Source organism: Burkholderia sp. Bp8991 (genome assembly GCF_003853795.1).
GTDB lineage: Bacteria > Pseudomonadota > Gammaproteobacteria > Burkholderiales > Burkholderiaceae > Burkholderia.
This window is the reverse complement of the sequence record NZ_QTQJ01000005.1, coordinates 230407-249150: the sequence shown is the minus strand read 5'-3', so window position 1 is coordinate 249150 and position 18744 is coordinate 230407. Positions and strand designations below refer to the sequence as shown.

The window sequence follows — 18744 nt, the reverse complement described above, 5'->3', positions numbered from 1 at the left end:
GCCGGCCGTGCGTTGATCGCCGCCCGCGCCGCGCGGGCGGCGCGTTCGCGCGCATGCGCGCCACGCTGGAGCGCCTCATGCCCCACAAGGAAGGCAGTCTCGAAGCCCCGACCCGGCATCCGCTCGACTGGCAGTCCGAAGCGTTCTACGACCAGGCCGCGATCGATGCGGAAATGACGCGCGTGTTCGACATCTGCGCCGGTTGCCGGCGCTGCGTGTCGCTGTGCGGCGCGTTTCCCGCGCTGTTCGATCTCGTCGACGACACGCCGACGGGCGACATCGAGGAAGTGCCGAAGGACGCGTTCGGCAAGGTCGTCGACCAGTGCTACCTGTGCGACCTCTGCTACATGACGAAATGCCCGTACGTGCCGCCGCATGCATGGAACGTCGACTTCCCGCACCTGATGCTGCGCGGCAAGGCCGCGCGCTACAAGCGCGGCGAGGCGCCGCTGCGCGACAAGGTGCTGTCGAACACCGACGCGCTCGGCCATTTCGCGGGCATTCCGATCGTCACGCAGACGGTGAACGCGGTCAATCGCACGCCGCCCGCGCGCCACGCGCTCGAAGCGGCGCTCGGCGTCGATCGCAACGCATGGCTGCCGGAGTTCGCGCCGCGCAAGTTCCGGCGCGCGGCGAAGCGCTCGGACGGCCCGCCGGTTCGCGACGGCGAACGCACGCCCGGCAAGGTCGCGATCTACGCGACGTGCTACGTGAACTTCAACGAGCCGGGCATCGGCCACGACCTGCTCGCGATCCTCGCGCACAACGAGATCCCGTACGAACTCGTCACGCGCGAAGCGTGCTGCGGGATGCCGCTGCTCGAGCAGGGCAATCTCGCGGGCGTCGCCGCGAAGAAGGCCGTGAACATGCCGGTGCTGGAGCGCTATGCGCGCGAGGGCTATGCGCTGATCGGCGCGATCCCGAGCTGCGTGCTGATGTACAAGAGCGAACTGCCGCTGATGTTCCCCGGCGACGAAGCCGTGCGCGCGGTGGCCGATGCATTCTGGGATCCGTTCGAGTACGTGATCGCGCGGCATCGCGACGGTTTGCTGAAGACCGATTTCAAGCAGGGCCTCGGCACCGTGTCGTATCACGTGCCGTGCCACGCGCGCGTGCAGAACATCGGCCGCAAGACGGCCGACACGCTGTCGCTCGTGCCGGATACGCGCGTGAACGTCGTCGAGCGCTGTTCCGGGCACGCGGGCACGTTCGGCGTGAAGAAGGCCTTCCATGCGGACGCGATGCGGATCGGCGCGCCGGTGTTCAAGGCGATGGCCGAGCCGAAGCCGGATTTCGTGTCGTCGGACTGCGCGCTCGCCGGCCATCACATCGTGCAGGGCATCGACGAGAAAGGGTTGCCGGCCGCGCCGCTCGCGCATCCGCTGACGCTGCTGCGCCGCGCGTATGGCATCTGAACCGGCCGCTTCACGACGACATCGACGCTATCCGAGGACATCCCATGACGCTCACCCGCGACTCGCTGCTGACGCTCGAAGCGTACGCGAAGATCCGCAAGACCGAACATGCGCGGCTCGTCGCGCACAAGCGCCGCCGCGCGGTGGCGCTCGGCAACCATCTGCGCCTCCTGTTCGAGGACGAGACCACGATCCGCTACCAGATCCAGGAAATGCTGCACATCGAGAAGATCTTCGACGAGGCCGGCATCGAAGGCGAACTGGAAGCCTATCTGCCGCTCGTGCCCGACGGCACCAACCTGAAGGCGACGCTGCAGATCGAATACGAGCACGAAGCCGAGCGGCGCGCGGCGCTCGCGCGGCTGATCGGCGTCGAGGATCGCGTGTACCTGCGGGTCGACGGGCACCCTGACGTCTATGCGATCGCCGACGAGGATCTCGACCGCGACAACGCGGAGAAGACCTCGGCCGTGCATTTCGTGCGCTTCGAACTGAGCGGGCCGATGCGCGCGGCGCTCAAGGACGGCGCGACGCTGTCGATCGGCTGCGATCACCCGGCCTATACGGTGTCGCCGCAACGCATCGCGGCGGACGTGGCCGCGTCGCTGGCCGGCGATCTGCGCTGACGCGCGGCCGGGCGCCGCGCTCCATATCGCGCGGATCGCACGTCGTCCGGCCGCGAAACGCGGCGCCCGACCGTCGCGCCCGCCGCTGTCGCCTGCCCATTACCGCCGAAGATGTAACAGGCCCGTCCACGCTTGCATGCCGGGAAACAATGTGCATCGCCTGTCCGATCGCTTTCATTACTCGCCGAGAAACAATAAAAAGATTGTGCACGGAGAAATTTCGGTTCAAGGCAATTTGAATGATTTACCGATCCGTGAATATCTTGTTACGAAATTTTCCCTGATTTACCGATTTTGGCCGGGCATTCGCGGGGTGGTTGCCGGCAAGGGTCGGAACATGGCGGATCGCTTGCCGGGCGGGGTGCGGCCGCACCCCGCAGAGCCCCGCCAGACGGGGCTTCCCAGCGTTGCGCATAACGATCGCGTAAAAAAATTCAACGGTAAATGGATTGCGCATCCATGGCAGGTTGTTTCAGTGCGTAACATTAAGTCATTGTCATATTGAGATAAACCCTGAGGATGGTATGCTTCGTGCACAAAAATTCCCACATTGGAGTGAGACCGTGATTTGTGCGCCATTGCCGGGAATGGCGGCACCGTGAAAGTGCGGTGTCGCGCCGGCATGCACAACAAGCGGATAACCATAATGTGCAACCGGGCCGCCCCGTGACGCGATGCGTGACGGCGGCGCCGACAATCGCAGCCCCGGCCTGGCTGTGTGGAGAAACAACTATGTTCTTCGATGAGCTTAACGATGAAGAGTGGTTTCGTCTTTCAACGCTGATCGCCGACGAGCCGATTCGGCTGAACCGTCGAGGCCGTCCACGCGCGGAACCGCGCGTCGTCGCCAACGCGGTCCTCTGGATCCTGACGACCGGTGAAGCGTGGTCCAAACTGCCCGGGCGCTATCCGTCCGGGCCGACGTGCCGCCGCCGCTACGAGGAGTGGCTCGCGAACGGCACGTTGCTGCAGATGATCGACGTGCTGACCCAGTTCAGCGGGCGCACGTTCGCGTATGTGCCGCCGCCGCCGGCGCCGGTCGCGCCGGCATGCCGTGCGGAGCCGGCGCCCGACAACGATCGTCTGCGCGGCGTGTTCTGGCAGAACCCCGAGTCGTGGCAACTGCCGGTCGCGCACGCAAACGTTTGGGATGGCGAGGGCGCGACGCTGTCCGCGATGCCGAACGACGCAGCGCACGCGTCGTCCGGAGCGTCGTTCGCGGTCCCGGGCGCGCAGCCCGCGGGGCTGCGCCACGGGCGTCCGTCCGCCGCGAGCTTTGCCGCGGCCGAGCCGCAAGTCGATGAATACCGCGGCTATACGATCTGCGGCAGTGCGCAGCCGGTGCAGAACCTGATGTATCGCGCGTGGGCCGAGATCATGCAGGACGATCGGCGCGTCGAGCGCTCGGGCCTGATCGGCCCGCGCTTCACCGATGCGGAGGAAGCCGAGCAGTACGCGCTCGACTGGGCGCGTCAGTGGATCGATCGCCACGGTGCGAGCGACGAACCGGTGCGTGCGCCGCAAAGCGAGGTGCTGGCCGGCCTGTCCGCGCTGGCGCGGGCCGAGTCGGACATCAAGCGCTTCATCGCCGAGCGTCGCGCGGGCGCGCTGTCCGAGAGCCGCAACGACTCGGTGCAGTCGGACCGCCGCGAATACGCGTACCGTGTAGGTTGATCGTCGTCCGCACGAAAAGAAAACGCGCGGGCCGTCGTGTGTCACGGCGCCCGCGCGTTGTTTTTTGTCGCTTCCATTGCCCGTGATGCCGGGTGCACCGTTGCGACGGCGCGCCCGGCAGGCATTGCGTCACTGGCGTCCGTAGGTATCGTCGAAGCGGACGATGTCGTCCTCGCCGAGGTACGCGCCCGACTGCACTTCGATCAGCTCGAGCGGCATCTTGCCGGGGTTCTCGAGACGGTGCGACACGCCGAGCGGGATGTACGTCGATTCGTTCTCGGACAGCAGGAAGGTTTCGTCGCCGCGCGTGATGCGCGCGGTGCCGCGCACGACGATCCAGTGCTCGGCGCGGTGGTGGTGCATCTGCAGCGACAGTCGCGCGCCCGGCTTCACGACGATGCGTTTGACCTGGAAGCGCTCGCCCATGTCGACCGAGTCGTAGTGCCCCCACGGGCGATGGACCTTGCGGTGATCGGTCGCTTCCGCGCCGCGTTCGGCCTTGATGCGCCCGACGATTTTCTTCACGTCCTGCACGCAGGACTTGTCGGCGACGAGCACGGCGTCGGGCGTTTCGACGACGACGAGATTCTGCGTGCCGACACATGCGACGAGCCGGCTTTCCGAATGCGCGAAGGTCGATTCGGCATTCTCGAACAGCACGTGGCCGCGGCCGACGTTCTCGGCATCGTCCTTCGGCAGGATCTGCCAGATCGCGTCCCACGAACCGACGTCCGACCAGCCTGCGTCGAGCGGCACGACGACGCTTTCGCACAGCTGCGGCAGGTTCACGAGCCGCTCCATCACCGCGTAGTCGATCGAGTTCGACGGCGAGGACGCGAACGCGTCGCGGTCGACGCGGAAGAAGTCGCCGTCGTCCTTGCCGCGTGCGACGGCCTGCTCGCAGGCCGCGAGGATCTCGGGTTCGAGCTGGCGGATCGCGTTCAGCCACACCGATGCGCGCACGATGAAGATCCCGCTGTTCCACCAGTATTCGCCCGAGGCGACGTACTGCTGCGCGAGTTCGAGATGCGGCTTCTCGACGAAGCGGTCGAGACGGCGCACGTCGAGGTTGCCGGTGCCGGCATCGCCGAGCGGCGCGCCGACGCGGATGTAGCCGTAGCCCGTTTCGGCGCGGCCCGGCACGATGCCCATCGTCGCGATCTTGCCCTGGGCCGCGCAGTGCACGCCGGCCGCGACGGCCGCATGAAAGCGCGGCTGGTCGGCCACCGCGTGGTCGGCCGGCATCACGGTCATCACGGCATCGCCGCCGCCGGCGACGATCCGCAGCGCGGCGAGCGTCAGCGCGGGCGCGGTGTCGCGGCCGAGCGGCTCGAGCATGATCGACGCACGCTTGCCGGTCAGGCGCAGTTGCTCGGCGGTCGTGAAGCGGTGATCCTCGCCGCACACGATCAGCACGTCGTCGTTCAGCGGATGACCGGTCGCGAGGCCGTCGAGCCGCAGCGCGGTGGATTGCAGCAGCGAATGATCGCCGAGCAGGCCGATCAGCTGCTTCGGATAGTGTTCGCGCGACATCGGCCACAGACGCGTGCCCGAACCGCCGGCAAGGATCACCGGCTGCACCGCGACGCGCAGGCTGGCGTCGCTGGCGGCGGAAGAAGAAGGGCGCGTATCGGCTGCCACGGCCGGAGCATTCATGATGACACTCTCCTCGATTGAAGTCAGTGCCTGTTTGTAGCATGAAGTAAATCGACAATAAAACCGGACCTTTTGCAAGATATTCGTCGCGCACGGATCCGGGAAAATTTTCCGCGATAGCATCCGCTGCAAATAAAAAAATAAAAAATAATTCGGGTGAGCGCGCTGGAGCCCTTTCCCGTAAAGGGATGCCGGGAACCGTAAAGTTTCCGAAAAAATCCCGATTCACGATCGATTCGGGAAAACGTGCCGAATTAATTCGAGAATGTCGCGGCAATAATTTCCGATTATTTTTCGAAATACTTGTGCGCTTGAGAAGGGATTTTCTTACCGCTTCAATAGCGTCATGCAACGTTTGAATCGAAGGTGCGGCACGGGCTGCACGAGGAGCTGTTCGGCAAACGCCTGTTCAAAGAGGAAGCGGACATGTTGAGCGTGCTGGCGAGAGTCATCGATATCGCGATGGTCGTGTTGGGGGCGTTGATCGCCGCCGCGCTGCACGGCGGCAGCATCTGGCTCAACGACCTGCAGCGCACGACGGTGCTGTTCGACTGCCTGCTGGTGGTCGTGTTCTTTCCGGCCATCGGCATCTACCAGTCGTGGCGCGGCAAGCGTCTCGTCGGGCTGGTGGGGCGCGTGGCGTTCGCGTGGCTGGTGGTCGAGCTCGCGGGCATCCTGATGAGCTTCAGCTTTCACCAGTCGGGCGACCTGTCGCGGCTGTGGCTGGGTTACTGGGCAGTCGTGACGATGGCGCTGCTCGCCGGCTCGAAGGCCTGCGTGCACGTCGTGCTGCGACAACTGCGCCGCGGCGGCTACAACCTGAAGGCGGTCGCGATCGTCGGCGGCACGCCGGCGGCGCGGCGGCTGATCGCGCAGATGCGCTCGCGGCCGGAAGCGGGCTTCAACCCGGTGTGCGTATACGACGAAAGCGAAGCGCCGGGCGAAGTCGCGCTCGACGACGTGCGCATCGAGCGGCAGTTCGAATCGCTGGTGTGGCTGGTGCGCAGCCGCGCGATCAGCGAGCTGTGGCTCACGCTGCCGATCACGGAGGAGCGCCGGATTCACCAGATCGTGACGGTGTTCCGCCACGACTTCGTGAATATCCGTTTCATCCCGGACGTGCGCACGCTGTCGTTCTTCAACCAGGAAGTGGTCGAGGTGCTCGGCGTGCCGGCGATCAACCTCGCGGCGTCGCCGATCACCGACGTGCGGATCCTGCCGAAGTTCGTGTTCGACCGGCTGTTCGCGCTGGCGGCGCTCACGGCGCTCGCGCCGGTGATGGTGCTGATCGCGTGCCTGATCAAGCTCACGTCGCGCGGGCCGGTGTTCTTCCGCCAGAAGCGCAAGGGCATCGACGGGCACGAGTTCGAGATCTACAAGTTCCGCTCGATGAAAGTGCATCACGAAGTCGCGGGACAGGTCACGCAGGCGACCAAGAACGACACGCGCGTGACGCCGGTCGGGCGGTTCCTGCGCCGCACGAGCCTCGACGAACTGCCGCAGTTCATCAACGTGCTGAAGGGCGAGATGTCGGTCGTCGGCCCGCGGCCCCATGCGCTCGCGCACGACGACATCTACAAGGATCTGGTGAAGGGCTACATGTTCCGCTACCGGATCAAGCCGGGCATCACCGGCTGGGCACAGATCAACGGCTTTCGCGGCGAGACCGACCAGATCGAGAAGATGATGGGACGCGTGAAGCTCGATCTGTACTACATGCAGAACTGGTCGTTCTGGCTCGACATCAAGATCGTCGTGCTGACGCTCTGGAAAGGCTTCACCGGCAGCAACGCTTACTGACGCGCAACGCGCGCGGACACCCCGGTTTCACGAATTTCGAATCATTGGTCACGAGGTCCGACACATCATGAATCTGACTATCATCGGCAGCGGTTACGTAGGTCTTGTCACCGGCGCCTGTCTCGCCGACATCGGGCACGACGTGTTCTGCCTCGACGTCGATCAGGCGAAGATCGACGTCCTGAACAACGGCGGCGTGCCGATCCACGAGCCGGGCCTCAAGGAAGTCATCGCGCGCAATCGCGCGGCCGGCCGCCTGCGCTTCTCGACCGACATCGAGGCCGCGGTCGCGCACGGCGACGTGCAGTTCATCGCGGTCGGCACGCCGCCCGACGAGGACGGCTCGGCCGACCTGCAGTACGTGCTCGCGGCGGCGCGCAACATCGGCCGCTATATGAAAGGCTTCAAGGTGATCGTCGACAAGTCGACGGTGCCGGTCGGCACGGCCGAGCGCGTGCGTGCGGCGGTCGCCGAGGAACTCGCGAAGCGCGGCGGCGACGCGCCGATGTTCTCGGTCGTGTCGAATCCGGAATTCCTGAAGGAAGGCGCGGCGGTCGACGATTTCACGCGGCCGGACCGCATCGTGATCGGCTGCGACGACGACGTGCCGGGCGAACGCGCGCGCGAGCTGATGAAGAAGCTCTACGCGCCGTTCAACCGCAACCACGAACGCACGCTGTACATGGACGTGCGCTCGGCCGAATTCACGAAATACGCGGCCAACGCAATGCTCGCGACGCGCATCTCGTTCATGAACGAGCTCGCGAACCTGGCCGACCGCTTCGGCGCCGACATCGAGGCCGTACGCCGCGGGATCGGCTCCGATCCGCGCATCGGCTATCACTTCCTGTACGCGGGCTGCGGCTATGGTGGCTCGTGCTTCCCGAAGGACGTCGAGGCGCTGATCCGCACCGCCGACGAGCACGGCCAGGCGCTGCAGATCCTGAAGGCCGTGTCGTCGGTGAACGCGACGCAAAAGCGCGTGCTGGCCGACAAGATCGTCGCGCGCTTCGGCGAGGACCTGACCGGTCGCACGTTCGCGATCTGGGGTCTCGCGTTCAAGCCGAACACCGACGACATGCGCGAAGCGCCGAGCCGCGAGCTGATCGCCGAGTTGCTGTCGCGCGGCGCGCGCATCGCCGCGTACGACCCGGTCGCGCAGCAGGAAGCGCGCCGCGTGCTCGCGCTCGATCTCGCGGATCACCCGAGCTGGCTCGAGCGCCTCAGCTTCGTCGACGACGAGGCGCAGGCCGCACGCGACGCCGATGCGCTCGTGATCGTCACCGAATGGAAGGCATTCAAGAGCCCGGATTTCGTCGCGCTCGGCCGCCTGTGGAAGTCGCCGGTCATTTTCGACGGCCGCAACCTGTACGAGCCGGAGACGATGAGCGAGCAGGGCATCGAATACCACCCGATCGGCCGCCCCGGCTCGCGCCAGGCCGTCGCCGCGCGCGTGCCGGGCGCCGCGCGCGCGAACGCTTGACGCGCGCGGCGCCGTTACCCGTCACCCGAATCGAGACGCCATGTTCCGGAACATCCTGATCGTCTGTCACGCGAACGTCTGCCGCAGCCCGGCGGCGGAACTGCTGTTCAAGTCGCACGCGGCGTCGCGTGGCGGCCCGCGCGTGACGTTCCACTCCGCCGGCGTCCGTGCCAACGACGGCGACGGCATCGATCCGGTGATGCGCCAACTTCTCGCCGAGCGCGGCGTCGATGCGACGACGCACCGTTCGCGGCGGCTGTCGCGCCGGATCGTGCGCGACGCCGACCTGATTCTCGTCAGCGAGCGCGAACAGATCAAGGCCGTCGAGGCGGTCGATCCGTTCGCGCGCGGCAAGGTCCACCTGCTGGGCAAGTGGGAGGACGCCGAGATCGCGGATCCGCATGGCGGCCCCGAGGCCGACTATCGCGAGAGCTACTCATTGATCGAACGTCTGGTTCAAGGATGGCTGCAAAAACTATGCTGAAACGTCCCATGCGCCCGCTGGCGCTCGCCGTCGCGATGACGACATTCCTGTCGGCCTGCGCGAGCGCGCCCGGCAACTATCTCGACTCGTCGAACCTGAAGGACGAAGGCCGGCAAGGGCAGGCCGAAACCTATCCGGTTCATTACATCGACGCGAAGCTGGTGATGGATCAGCTGCAGAAGCAGCAGGTCGAGCATCCGCTGCCGCCGGGCCGATACACCGATCCGTCGGAGTACGTGTACCGCGTCGGTCCGCAGGACATCCTCGGCGTCACGGTGTGGGATCACCCCGAGCTGACGACGCCGCAGGGCCAGTCGTTCTCGAGCGGCGGCAACACGACGCAGTCGGTCGCAGGCGCGCTGCAGCAGCCGTATACGACCGCGCTGCCGGGCCAGGCCGATCCATACGGCCAGACGGTCGCCGCCGACGGCACGATCTTCTTCCCGTTCGTCGGCCGCATCCGCGTGGCGGGCAAGACGGTCGCGCAGATCCGCGAGCAGATGGCATCGACCCTCGCGCGCTACGTGAAGAATCCGCAGCTCGACGTGCGCGTGCTGTCGTTCCGCAGCCAGAAGGTGCAGGTGACGGGCGAGGTGAAGCAGCCGGGCCCGCTCGCGGTGAGCGACGTGCCGCTGACGCTCGTCGACGCGATCTCGCGCTCGGGCGGCTCGACCAACGAGGCCGACCTGCAGCGCGTGCGCCTGACGCGCGACGGCAAGCTCTATACGCTCGACGCGAACGGCGTGCTCGATCGCGGCGAAGTGAAGCAGAACGTGATGCTGCAGCCGGGCGACATCGTCAACGTGCCGGACCGCAGCGACAGCCGTGTGTTCATCATGGGCGAGGTCAAGACGCCGGTCACCGTGCCGATGCTCAAGGGCAAGCTGACCATCGCCGACGCGCTGACGGCCGGCGGCGGCATCCTCGACACCGACGCGAACCCGCGCAAGATCTACGTGATGCGCGGCATGCGCGACAACCCGACGAAGCCGGAAGTGTTCCGCCTCGACATGACGCAGCCGGATGCGCTGATGCTGTCGAGCCGCTTCCCGCTCCAGCCGCTCGACGTCGTCTACGTCAGCACGGCCGGCTCGGTGCAGTTCAACCGCGTGCTGCAGCAGGTGTTGCCGACGATCCAGACGATCTTCTACATGCGGCAAATCACGCGCTGATAGCCCGCCGGGGCGGCGCCTGCCCCCCGGCACCACTCAAGCGGGAACGAATGGTGAACACGCAAGCGAAACACTCCTACGCGGATCTGACCGCGAAAACCGAGGAAGAGGACGTCGTCCTCGGCCAGCTGCTCCAGGTGCTCATGGACGACATCTGGCTGCTGCTCGGCATCGCGGTGACCGTCATCGCGATGGCCGGCCTGTACTGCTACATCGCGAAGCCGGTCTATCAGGCCGACGTGCACGTGCGGGTCGAGGGCAACGACAACACGTCGCAGGCGCTCACCCAGACGCAGACGGGCGCGATGATCAACAGCGGTCCGCAGCAGGCGCCGACCGAAGCGGAAATCGAGATCATCAAGAGCCGCGGCGTCGTCGCGCCGGTCGTCGAGCAGTTCAAGCTGAACTTCTCGGTCGCGCCGAAGACGCTGCCGGTGCTCGGCAGCCTGGCCGCGCGCGTCGCGACGCCGGGCGAACCGGCGCGTGCGTGGTTCGGCCTGCGCTCGTACGCATGGGGCGGCGAAGTCGCCGACATCGACACGATCAACGTCGTGCCCGCGCTCGAAGGCAAGAAGCTGACGCTGACGGCCGGCCCGAACGGCACCTACACGCTGGTCGACCAGAACGGCAACCGTCTTCTGTCGGGCCGTGTCGGCGAATCGGAGCAGGCAGGCGGCGTGACGCTGCTCGTGCAGAAGCTCGTCGCGCGTCCGGGCACGCAATTCACGGTGGTCCGCTACAACGATCTCGATGCGATCACCGGCTTCCAGTCGGGCATCCAGGTGTCCGAGCAGGGCAAGCAGACGGGCGTCGTCCAGATCTCGCTCGAAGGCAAGGACCCGGATCAGACCGCCGCGATCGCGAACGCGCTCGCGCAGTCGTACCTGAACCAGCACGTGATCGCGAAGCAGGCCGAAGCGACCAAGATGCTCGACTTCCTGAAGGGCGAGGAACCGCGCCTGAAGTCCGACCTCGAGCGCGCGGAAGCCGCACTGACGCAGTACCAGCGCACGTCCGGCTCGATCAACGCGAGCGACGAGGCGAAGGTCTACCTCGAAGGCAGCGTGCAGTACGAGCAGCAGATCGCCGCGCAGCGCCTGCAGCTCGCGTCGCTCGCGCAGCGCTTCACCGATTCGCACCCGATGGTGATCGCCGCGAAGCAGCAGCTCGCGGAACTGCAGGGCGAGAAGGACAAGTTCAGCAACCGCTTCCGCAGCCTGCCGGCCACCGAAGTGAAGGCCGTCCAGCTCCAGCGTGACGCGAAGGTGGCCGAGGACATCTACGTGCTGCTGCTGAACCGCGTGCAGGAGCTGTCGGTGCAGAAGGCCGGCACGGGCGGCAACATCCACCTCGTCGATTCGGCGCTGCGCCCGGGCGATCCGGTCAAGCCGAAGAAGGTGCTGATCCTGTCGGCGGCGGTGTTCCTCGGGCTGATTCTCGGCACCGGCATCGTGTTCCTGCGCCGCAACCTGTTCCAGGGCATCGAGGATCCGGACCGCGTCGAGCGCACGTTCAACCTGCCGCTGTACGGGCTGGTGCCGCAAAGCGCCGAGCAGGTGAAGCTCGACGCCATGGCCGAGAAGGGCGGCGGCCGCGCGCGGCCGATCCTCGCGAGCCTGCGTCCGAAGGACCTGAGCGTCGAAAGCATGCGCAGCCTGCGCACCGCGATGCAGTTCGCGATGATGGACGCGAAGAACCGCGTGGTCGTGCTGACCGGCCCGACGCCGGGCATCGGCAAGAGCTTCCTGACGGTCAACCTCGCGGTGCTGCTCGCGCATTCCGGCAAGCGTGTGCTGCTGGTCGACGCCGACATGCGGCGCGGCATGCTCGACCGCTACTTCGGCCTCACCGCGCAGCCGGGCCTGTCCGAGCTGCTGAGCGACCAGTCGCCGCTCGAGGAGGCGATCCGCGAGACGCCGGTGCAGGGCCTGTCGTTTATCTCGGCCGGCACGCGCCCGCCGAACCCGTCGGAACTGCTGATGTCGACCCGTCTGCCGCAATACCTCGAGGGGCTCGGCAAGCGCTACGACGTCGTGCTGATCGACTCGCCGCCGGTGCTGGCGGTGACCGACGCGACCATCATCGGCCGCATGGCCGGTGCGACCTTCCTGGTGCTGCGCTCGGGCATGCATACCGAAGGCGAGATCGCCGACGCGATCAAGCGTCTGCGCACCGCGGGCGTCGATCTGGAAGGCGGGATCTTCAACGGCGTGCCGCCGAAGGCACGCGGCTACGGCCGCGGTTATGCGGCCGTCCACGAATACCTGAGCGCCTGACCGCATTGCACGAAACCGGGCCGGCGCGAGCCGCATCGGCCCGGCCGACTGGAGAACTTTCGATGAAAATTTCCGTGCTCGTTCCGACCTACCGGCGTCCCGCCGACCTCGCGCGCTGCCTGCTGGCGCTGCAGCGCCAGGCGCGGCTGCCCGACGAGGTGATCGTCGTCGCGCGCCCGGAGGACGATGCCACGCACGAGCGCCTCGCCGATCCGTCGGTCGGCGGCGCGCTGCCGCTGCGGATCGTGCCGGTCGACGTGCCGGGGCAGGTCGCCGCGCTGAACAAGGGGCTCGACTCGGCGCACGGCGACATCGTCGCGATCACCGACGACGACGCGGCGCCGCACGCCGACTGGCTCGCGCGCATCGAGGCCGTGTTCCTCGCCGACCCGCGCGTCGGCGCGGTGGGCGGCCGCGACTGGGTGCACGAGAAGGGTCGCGTGCTCGACGAATCGCGCGAACTGGTCGGCCAGCTCACACTGTCCGGCAAGATCGTCGGCAACCATCACCTGGGCGTCGGCGGCGCGCGCGAAGTCGACATGCTCAAGGGCGCGAACATGAGCTACCGCCGTGCCGCGATCGAGCGGCTGCGCTTCGACACGCGGCTGCGCGGCGCCGGTGCACAGGTGCACAACGACATGGGTTTCAGCATGCACGTGCAGCGCGACGGCTGGAAGCTCGTCTACGACCCGGCGATCGCGGTCGACCATTTTCCGGCCGAGCGTTTCGACGACGACCGGCGCGACGCCGCGTCGCTGAATGCGATCAGCAACGGCGCGTACAACCTGCACCTGATCCTGCGCGAGCATCTGCCGCCGCTGCGGCGCGAGATCGCGTGGTGGTGGTGGACGCTGGTCGGCACGCGCGTCTACCCGGGTTTCGCGCACGTGCTGCTGTCGCTGCACACCGCGCGGCGCGACCGCGTGCGCGACCACTGGCGCGCGGTGCGCCGCGGCGCGCGCGAGGCGCGCCGCGCGAATCTTGCCCCCCACCGTGCGGCGATGCCGCCGGTGACGTCTTGAACGGGCCGCGCGCACGATGCACGGCCACCCGCGAAGGGCATGAAATGGTCCGACTCCCGCGCTCACTTGATTCGCTTGGAGGGGCGCAGCCCCTCCAGCTCCCTAAAGCTTGCCCGTCGGTGCATCCGACGGCCTGGCGGAGGCTGACATGACTTCGACGAAGGTTCACGTTCACCTGTTTTACGGCGCCGATCCGCGTACCTATCGGCAAGGCGAGAACATCGGCTGCCTGTACGGCTATCACCACGCGGAATCCGACGAATTCCGGCTGACCTATTCGCAGGACCGCCGCGAGAACCGCGTCGCGAGTCTCGCGCGCCGTGCGCTGAAGGCGGCGCTCGGCTTCGACGTCGTGCACGCATGGCGCAATCGCGCCGCGCTGCTGAGCACGGACGTGATCTGGACGCACACCGAGCAGGAGCACCTGGCCGCCGCGCTGGTCCTGAAGCTCGCCGGCGCGCAGGGCAAGCGCCCGCTGCTGCTCGCGCAGAGCGTGTGGCTGTTCGACAAGTGGAACACCTTCGGCGGCCCGCGCCGCTGGCTGTACCGCAAGCTGCTCGCGCGCGCCGACGCGCTGACGACGCTCGCCCGCGACAACGCCGAGCTGTGCCGCCGCTATCTCGGGCGCGAAGCCGAGTTCGTCTACTACGGGCTGAACACGCAGGACTTCCCGCCGGCCGAACCGCAGCAATGGAAGCCGAACCGGCCGCTGCGGATCGCCGCGATCGGCAACGACCGCGACCGCGACTGGCGCACGTTCCTCGCCGCGTTCGGCGGCGACGAGCGCTACGACGTGCGGCTCGCGACGCGCCGCCGCGTACCGCGCGAGTGGCATGCGCCGAACGTGAAGATCGGCTCGGCATCGGGCCTCGCGAAGCAGCACGAGCTGTACGCATGGGCCGACGTGATCGTCGTGCCGCTGCGGCCGAACTTCCATGCGTCGGGCATCACCGTGATGCTCGAGGCGGCGGCGGTCGGCAAGCCGATGATCGTGTCCGACGTGGGCGGCCTCAGCGACTACTTCCCGCACGACACGGCCGCCTACGTGCCGGCGTTCGACGCAGCGGCGATGCGCCAGGCCGCCGATCGCTTCGTGGCCGATCCGGCCGCCGCGCTCGAATGCGCGCGTGCCGCGGCCGCGTGCCTGCGCGAGCGCGACCTGACCACGCAGGCGTTCGCCGAGCAGCACGTGCGGATCACGCGCGACCTGCTGCGCCGGCGTCGCACGTCGGCGGCCGCCGGTCTCGCGATGCCGCTCGCGGATTCGCGCCCGTCGTCGCGGTGAGAGCGGATCGATGAGTACGATTGCCGCCGAACGCGCACCGTCGCGCAACCGCAGCCGGTTACCCGAACCGAAGCACTGGGTCGGGCAGGCCGGGCTGTGGACGTTGACCGCCGCGCTGATCGCCATTCACCAGGGCAAGGTGCTGACGCTCGCGTTTCCGGTGCTGGCGATCGCGGTCGGCATCTGGCTGTATTTCAAGAGCCCGGCGCGCTACGTCGGCTTCATGTGGTGGGTGTGGTTCCTGAGCCCCGAAGTGCGGCGTCTCGCCGACTGGTCGAAGGGCGCGTTCACGCCGACGAGCCTGATCCAGGTCGCGCCGCTCGCGGTGACGATGATCGCCGGCTTGGGGCTGCTCAGGCATTACCGCGTGCTTGCCCAGCGGCGCGGGATTCCCGTGCTGCTGATGTTGTTCGGGCTGACGTACGCGTACCTCGTCGGGATCGTGTCGAGCGGCGTGATGGCCGCGACCTACGACCTCGCGAACTGGGTGTACCCGGTGCTGATCGGCTTTCACATCATGGTCAACGCGCGCGACTATCCCGAGTACCGCGACGTGCTGCTGTCCACGTTCATGTGGGGCATGCTCGTGATGGGCGTGTACGGGGTCGTGCAGTACTTCGTGATGCCGCAGTGGGACGTGCTGTGGATGATCGGCTCGGACATGGGTTCGCAGGGCGAGCCGGTGCCGTACGGCGTGCGGGTATTCAGCACGATGAACTCGTCGGGGCCGTTCGCGTTCGCGATCATGGGCGCGCTGGTGTTCGTGTTCGCGGCACCGCAGAAGGTCCGCTGGTTCGCGGGCGCCGCCGGCTTCGTGTCGTTCGCGCTGTGTCTCGTGCGCTCGACCTGGGGCGGCTGGGTGATCGCGCTCGCGATCCAGCTCGTGCAGTCGAGCAACCGCGTGCGGATGCGGATCCTGATCAGCGGGGTCGTGCTGGTCGGGCTGTGCGTGCCGCTCCTGACCGTCGGGCCGGTGGCCGACCGGCTCGGCGCGCGCCTGCAGTCGATCACGAACCTGAAGGACGACCGAAGCTATGACGACCGCAACAAGTTCTACGCAACCTTCGCGCAAACGGCGTTCACCGACGTCGCCGGCGAAGGGATGGGCGCGACCGGCGCGTCCACCAAGCTGTCGAGCGACAGCGGCGAGCTCGGCAAGTACGGCAGCTTCGACAGCGGCGTGATGAACGTGCCGTTCGTGCTCGGCTGGCCCGGCACGCTGCTGTACCTGTCGGGTGTCGTGATGCTGCTCGCCCGCACGCTGCGCGCGGCGTTCAAGCTGCGCGAGGACAAGTTCGTCGGCGCATGCCTGAGCCTGTGCCTGTCGGTGTTCGCGATGCTCGTGTTCACGAACTCGCTGATCGGCACGGGCGGCCTGCTGCTGTTCACGGCCATTTTTTCCATACTATCCGCGGCGCACTGGCAAAAGGCACAGCGCCTGCTGGCCGCCGCGCGTTCACGGGGAGGCGACCATTGAGAATCGCGATCGTCACGCACGTCGTGCGACATAACGACGGGCAGGGCCGCGTCAATTACGAAATCGCGCGCGCGGCGCTGGCAGAACACTACGAGGTCACGCTGGTCGCGTCGCACGTCGCGCCCGAGCTGCTGGCCGACCCGCGCGTGCGCTGGGTGCCGGTCAAGGTCGGCGGTTTCTGGCCGTCGAATCTCGTCAAGCAGCAGGTGTTCGCGCTCAAGAGCGCGGCCTGGCTGCGCGCGCATCGCGGCGAATACGACGTGCTGCACGTGAACGGCTTCATCTCGTGGATCAAGGCCGACGTGAACACCGCGCACTTCGTGCACGGCGGCTGGTTCAAGAGCCCGTACTACCCGTTCGGCCCGACGAAGGGGCTGTGGTCGGCGTACCAGTACGTCTATACGCGCGTGAATACGGCGCTCGAGCGCTGGGCGTACAAGCGTTCGCGCGCGATCACGGCCGTGTCGCAGAAGGTGGCCGACGAGATCGCCGGGCTCGGCATCGACAGCCGCAAGATCAGCGTGATCTACAACGGCGTCGACGGCAGCGCGTTCGCGGGCGCGCAGGCCGATCGCGCGGCGTTCAAGCTGCCGGACGACGCGTTCCTGCTGCTGTTCGTCGGCGACCTGCGCACGCCGCGCAAGAACCTCGGCACCGTGCTGAAGGCGCTGACGAAACTGCCGGCGAACGTCCATCTCGCGGTGGCCGGCTATCTGCCCGGCAGCCCGTATCCGGACGAGGCGCGCGCGCTCGGCATCGCGTCGCGCGTGCATTTCCTCGGGCTCGTGAAGAACATGCCGACGCTGATGCGCTCGGTCGACGCGTATGTGTTTCCTTCGCGCTACGAAGCGATGAGCCTGTCGCTGCTGGAAGCGATGGCGGCCGGGCTGCCGGTCGTCACCGCGCGCACCGCCGGCGGCGCGGAGATCATCACGCGCGATTGCGGGATCGTGCTGGAAGACCCGGACGATCCGGCCGCGCTCGCGCAGGCGATCGGCTCGCTCGCGGCGTCGCGCGACACCTGTCGCGCGATGGGCGACGCGGCCCGCGAACTGATGACCCGTTTCGGCTGGGCCCACATGGGCGCCCAGTACGTCGCGCTTTACCGGCGCATCGGCCAACCCACGCAGCCGTCCGCCTTCGAGCGGGTCGAGCATGCAATCACGCAGGAGCAACCGTGACGTCTCAATCTTCCCGGCCGATCAAATCGTTGCAAATCGGCATGCACTGGTTCCCCGAACGCGCGGGCGGCCTCGATCGGATGTACTACTCGCTCGTCGGCGCGCTGCCGGGCGCGGGCGTCGCGGTGCGCGGGCTCGTCGCCGGCTCGCCGAAGGTCGCCGACGACACGGGCGGTGCGATCCAGGGCTTCGGACCTGCGTCGCAGCCGCTCGCGCGCCGCATGCTCGCCGCGCGCCGCGCGCTGCGCGACGAGATCCGCAGCGAGCGGCCGGACGTGATTTCGTCGCACTTCGCGCTGTACACGTTCCCGGGGCTCGACGTCACGCGCGGCATTCCGCAGGTGTCGCACTTCCAGGGGCCGTGGGCCGACGAAAGCCAGGTCGAGGGCGCCGCATCGCTCGGGCAGCGCGCGAAGCGCTATCTCGAACAGGCCGTCTATACGCGCTCGTCGCGCCTGATCGTGCTGTCGCAGGCATTCGGCCAGATCCTGACGAACCGCTACGGGATCGATCCGTCGCGCGTGCGCGTGATTCCCGGCTGCGTCGATACCGCGCAGTTCGACACGCCGCTCACGCCGGCCGAGGCGCGGCACAAGCTGCAACTGCCGCAGGACCGGCCGATCGTGCTGGCCGTGCGCCGGCTCGTGCGGCGCATGGGGCTGGAGGACCTGATCGACGCGATCGGCCTCGTCAAGCATCGTCACCCGGACGTGCTGCTGCTGATCGCCGGCAAGGGCAAGATCGGCGAGGAACTGCAGCAGCGCATCGACGAAGCCGGGCTGCAGGACAACGTGAAGCTGCTCGGTTTCGTGCCCGACAACCATCTCGCGGCGCTGTACCGCGCGGCGACGGTCAGCGTCGTGCCGACCGTCGCGCTCGAAGGCTTCGGGCTGATCACCGTCGAATCGCTCGCGTCCGGCACGCCGGTGCTGGTCACGCCGGTCGGCGGGCTGCCGGAGGCGGTCGCCGGGCTGTCCAACGACCTCGTGCTGCCGTCGACGGGCGCGGACGCGATCGCGGAAGGGCTCGGCGGCGCGCTGTCGGGCGCGATCGCGTTGCCGGACGAAGCGGCGTGCAAGCGCTACGCGCGCGACCATTTCGACAACGCGGTGATCGCGCGACGCGTCGCCGGCGTGTACGAAGAGGCGATCCAGGCGGCGGGGTAAGCGAACGCGACGCATCGTCGCGACGGT

Annotated in this window: 15 protein-coding genes; 14 read left to right on the top strand and 1 reads right to left on the bottom strand. The window is 67.5% G+C overall.

Features of this window, described 5'->3' with window-relative positions; all coding sequences use genetic code 11:
* The first annotated feature begins 77 nt into the window (after nucleotides 1–77).
* From DIE02_RS08365 to DIE02_RS08350, 4 genes are all read left to right on the top strand, one after another.
* The gene (locus DIE02_RS08365; protein WP_124486467.1) at nucleotides 78–1415 is read left to right on the top strand and encodes a heterodisulfide reductase-related iron-sulfur binding cluster; all 1338 of its coding nucleotides are present in this window, start codon (nucleotides 78–80) and stop codon (nucleotides 1413–1415) included.
* 44 nt (nucleotides 1416–1459) lie between these two features.
* Entirely contained in the window at nucleotides 1460–2041 is a 582-nt protein-coding gene (locus DIE02_RS08360) for a DUF3501 family protein (RefSeq protein ID WP_124486466.1), read from the top strand.
* Between the two features lie 151 nt (nucleotides 2042–2192).
* Entirely contained in the window at nucleotides 2193–2546 is a 354-nt protein-coding gene (locus tag DIE02_RS08355) for a hypothetical protein (protein ID WP_185640889.1), read from the top strand.
* Between the two features lie 227 nt (nucleotides 2547–2773).
* Complete coding sequence (locus DIE02_RS08350) at nucleotides 2774–3715, top strand: transposase (protein ID WP_124486465.1); 942 nt, start codon at nucleotides 2774–2776, stop codon at nucleotides 3713–3715.
* A gap of 129 nt (nucleotides 3716–3844) precedes the next feature.
* Here the strand turns inward: DIE02_RS08350 and DIE02_RS08345 are convergent, their stop codons facing one another.
* Entirely contained in the window at nucleotides 3845–5371 is a 1527-nt protein-coding gene (locus DIE02_RS08345; protein WP_124486464.1) for a mannose-1-phosphate guanylyltransferase/mannose-6-phosphate isomerase, read from the bottom strand.
* 426 nt (nucleotides 5372–5797) lie between these two features.
* Here DIE02_RS08345 and DIE02_RS08340 point away from each other — a divergent pair, with 426 nt between their 5' ends.
* From DIE02_RS08340 to DIE02_RS08295, 10 genes are all read left to right on the top strand, one after another.
* The gene (locus DIE02_RS08340) at nucleotides 5798–7171 is read left to right on the top strand and encodes an undecaprenyl-phosphate glucose phosphotransferase (protein ID WP_124486463.1); all 1374 of its coding nucleotides are present in this window, start codon (nucleotides 5798–5800) and stop codon (nucleotides 7169–7171) included.
* Between the two features lie 67 nt (nucleotides 7172–7238).
* Entirely contained in the window at nucleotides 7239–8654 is a 1416-nt protein-coding gene (locus tag DIE02_RS08335) for a UDP-glucose/GDP-mannose dehydrogenase family protein (RefSeq protein ID WP_124486462.1), read from the top strand.
* 40 nt (nucleotides 8655–8694) lie between these two features.
* Complete coding sequence (locus tag DIE02_RS08330) at nucleotides 8695–9138, top strand: low molecular weight protein-tyrosine-phosphatase (protein ID WP_124486461.1); 444 nt, start codon at nucleotides 8695–8697, stop codon at nucleotides 9136–9138.
* The gene (locus DIE02_RS08325) at nucleotides 9132–10310 is read left to right on the top strand and encodes a polysaccharide biosynthesis/export family protein (RefSeq protein ID WP_044846601.1); all 1179 of its coding nucleotides are present in this window, start codon (nucleotides 9132–9134) and stop codon (nucleotides 10308–10310) included. Before DIE02_RS08330 ends, DIE02_RS08325 begins: the two co-directional genes overlap by 7 nt.
* Nucleotides 10311–10360: 50 nt before the next feature.
* Nucleotides 10361–12586, top strand: coding sequence for a polysaccharide biosynthesis tyrosine autokinase (locus DIE02_RS08320; RefSeq protein WP_124486460.1), 2226 nt, complete (start codon nucleotides 10361–10363; stop codon nucleotides 12584–12586).
* Between the two features lie 62 nt (nucleotides 12587–12648).
* Nucleotides 12649–13608: a glycosyltransferase family 2 protein gene (locus DIE02_RS08315; protein ID WP_044846599.1), complete on the top strand. Its 960-nt coding sequence runs from the start codon at nucleotides 12649–12651 to the stop codon at nucleotides 13606–13608.
* A 148-nt stretch (nucleotides 13609–13756) separates the two neighbouring features.
* Nucleotides 13757–14893, top strand: a complete 1137-nt coding sequence (locus tag DIE02_RS08310) for a glycosyltransferase family 4 protein (RefSeq protein ID WP_124486459.1) — start codon at nucleotides 13757–13759, stop codon at nucleotides 14891–14893.
* A gap of 10 nt (nucleotides 14894–14903) precedes the next feature.
* Nucleotides 14904–16370, top strand: coding sequence for a glucose-6-phosphate isomerase (locus DIE02_RS08305; protein ID WP_124486458.1), 1467 nt, complete (start codon nucleotides 14904–14906; stop codon nucleotides 16368–16370).
* On the top strand, nucleotides 16367–17551 hold the full coding sequence (locus tag DIE02_RS08300) for a glycosyltransferase family 4 protein (protein ID WP_124486457.1): 1185 nt from the start codon (nucleotides 16367–16369) through the stop codon (nucleotides 17549–17551). The genes DIE02_RS08305 and DIE02_RS08300 overlap by 4 nt, the downstream gene beginning before the upstream one ends.
* Before the next feature lie 41 nt (nucleotides 17552–17592).
* Nucleotides 17593–18717 carry a glycosyltransferase family 4 protein gene (locus tag DIE02_RS08295; RefSeq protein ID WP_124486456.1) on the top strand — a complete coding sequence of 375 codons (1125 nt, stop codon included), beginning with the start codon at nucleotides 17593–17595 and terminating at the stop codon, nucleotides 18715–18717.
* Nucleotides 18718–18744 lie beyond the last annotated feature (27 nt).

What these genes read in the sequence shown, in the direction of transcription:
- DIE02_RS08365 (WP_124486467.1), top strand. Translation starts at nt 78, where the DNA reads ATGCCCCACAAGGAAGGCAGTCTCGAAGCCCCGACCCGGCATCCGCTC.
- DIE02_RS08360 (WP_124486466.1), top strand. Translation starts at nt 1,460, where the DNA reads ATGACGCTCACCCGCGACTCGCTGCTGACGCTCGAAGCGTACGCGAAG.
- DIE02_RS08350 (WP_124486465.1), top strand. Translation starts at nt 2,774, where the DNA reads ATGTTCTTCGATGAGCTTAACGATGAAGAGTGGTTTCGTCTTTCAACG.
- DIE02_RS08345 (WP_124486464.1), bottom strand. Translation starts at nt 5,371, where the DNA reads ATGAATGCTCCGGCCGTGGCAGCCGATACGCGCCCTTCTTCTTCCGCC.
- DIE02_RS08340 (WP_124486463.1), top strand. Translation starts at nt 5,798, where the DNA reads ATGTTGAGCGTGCTGGCGAGAGTCATCGATATCGCGATGGTCGTGTTG.
- DIE02_RS08335 (WP_124486462.1), top strand. Translation starts at nt 7,239, where the DNA reads ATGAATCTGACTATCATCGGCAGCGGTTACGTAGGTCTTGTCACCGGC.
- DIE02_RS08330 (WP_124486461.1), top strand. Translation starts at nt 8,695, where the DNA reads ATGTTCCGGAACATCCTGATCGTCTGTCACGCGAACGTCTGCCGCAGC.
- DIE02_RS08325 (WP_044846601.1), top strand. Translation starts at nt 9,132, where the DNA reads ATGCTGAAACGTCCCATGCGCCCGCTGGCGCTCGCCGTCGCGATGACG.
- DIE02_RS08320 (WP_124486460.1), top strand. Translation starts at nt 10,361, where the DNA reads ATGGTGAACACGCAAGCGAAACACTCCTACGCGGATCTGACCGCGAAA.
- DIE02_RS08315 (WP_044846599.1), top strand. Translation starts at nt 12,649, where the DNA reads ATGAAAATTTCCGTGCTCGTTCCGACCTACCGGCGTCCCGCCGACCTC.
- DIE02_RS08310 (WP_124486459.1), top strand. Translation starts at nt 13,757, where the DNA reads ATGACTTCGACGAAGGTTCACGTTCACCTGTTTTACGGCGCCGATCCG.
- DIE02_RS08305 (WP_124486458.1), top strand. Translation starts at nt 14,904, where the DNA reads ATGAGTACGATTGCCGCCGAACGCGCACCGTCGCGCAACCGCAGCCGG.
- DIE02_RS08295 (WP_124486456.1), top strand. Translation starts at nt 17,593, where the DNA reads ATGCACTGGTTCCCCGAACGCGCGGGCGGCCTCGATCGGATGTACTAC.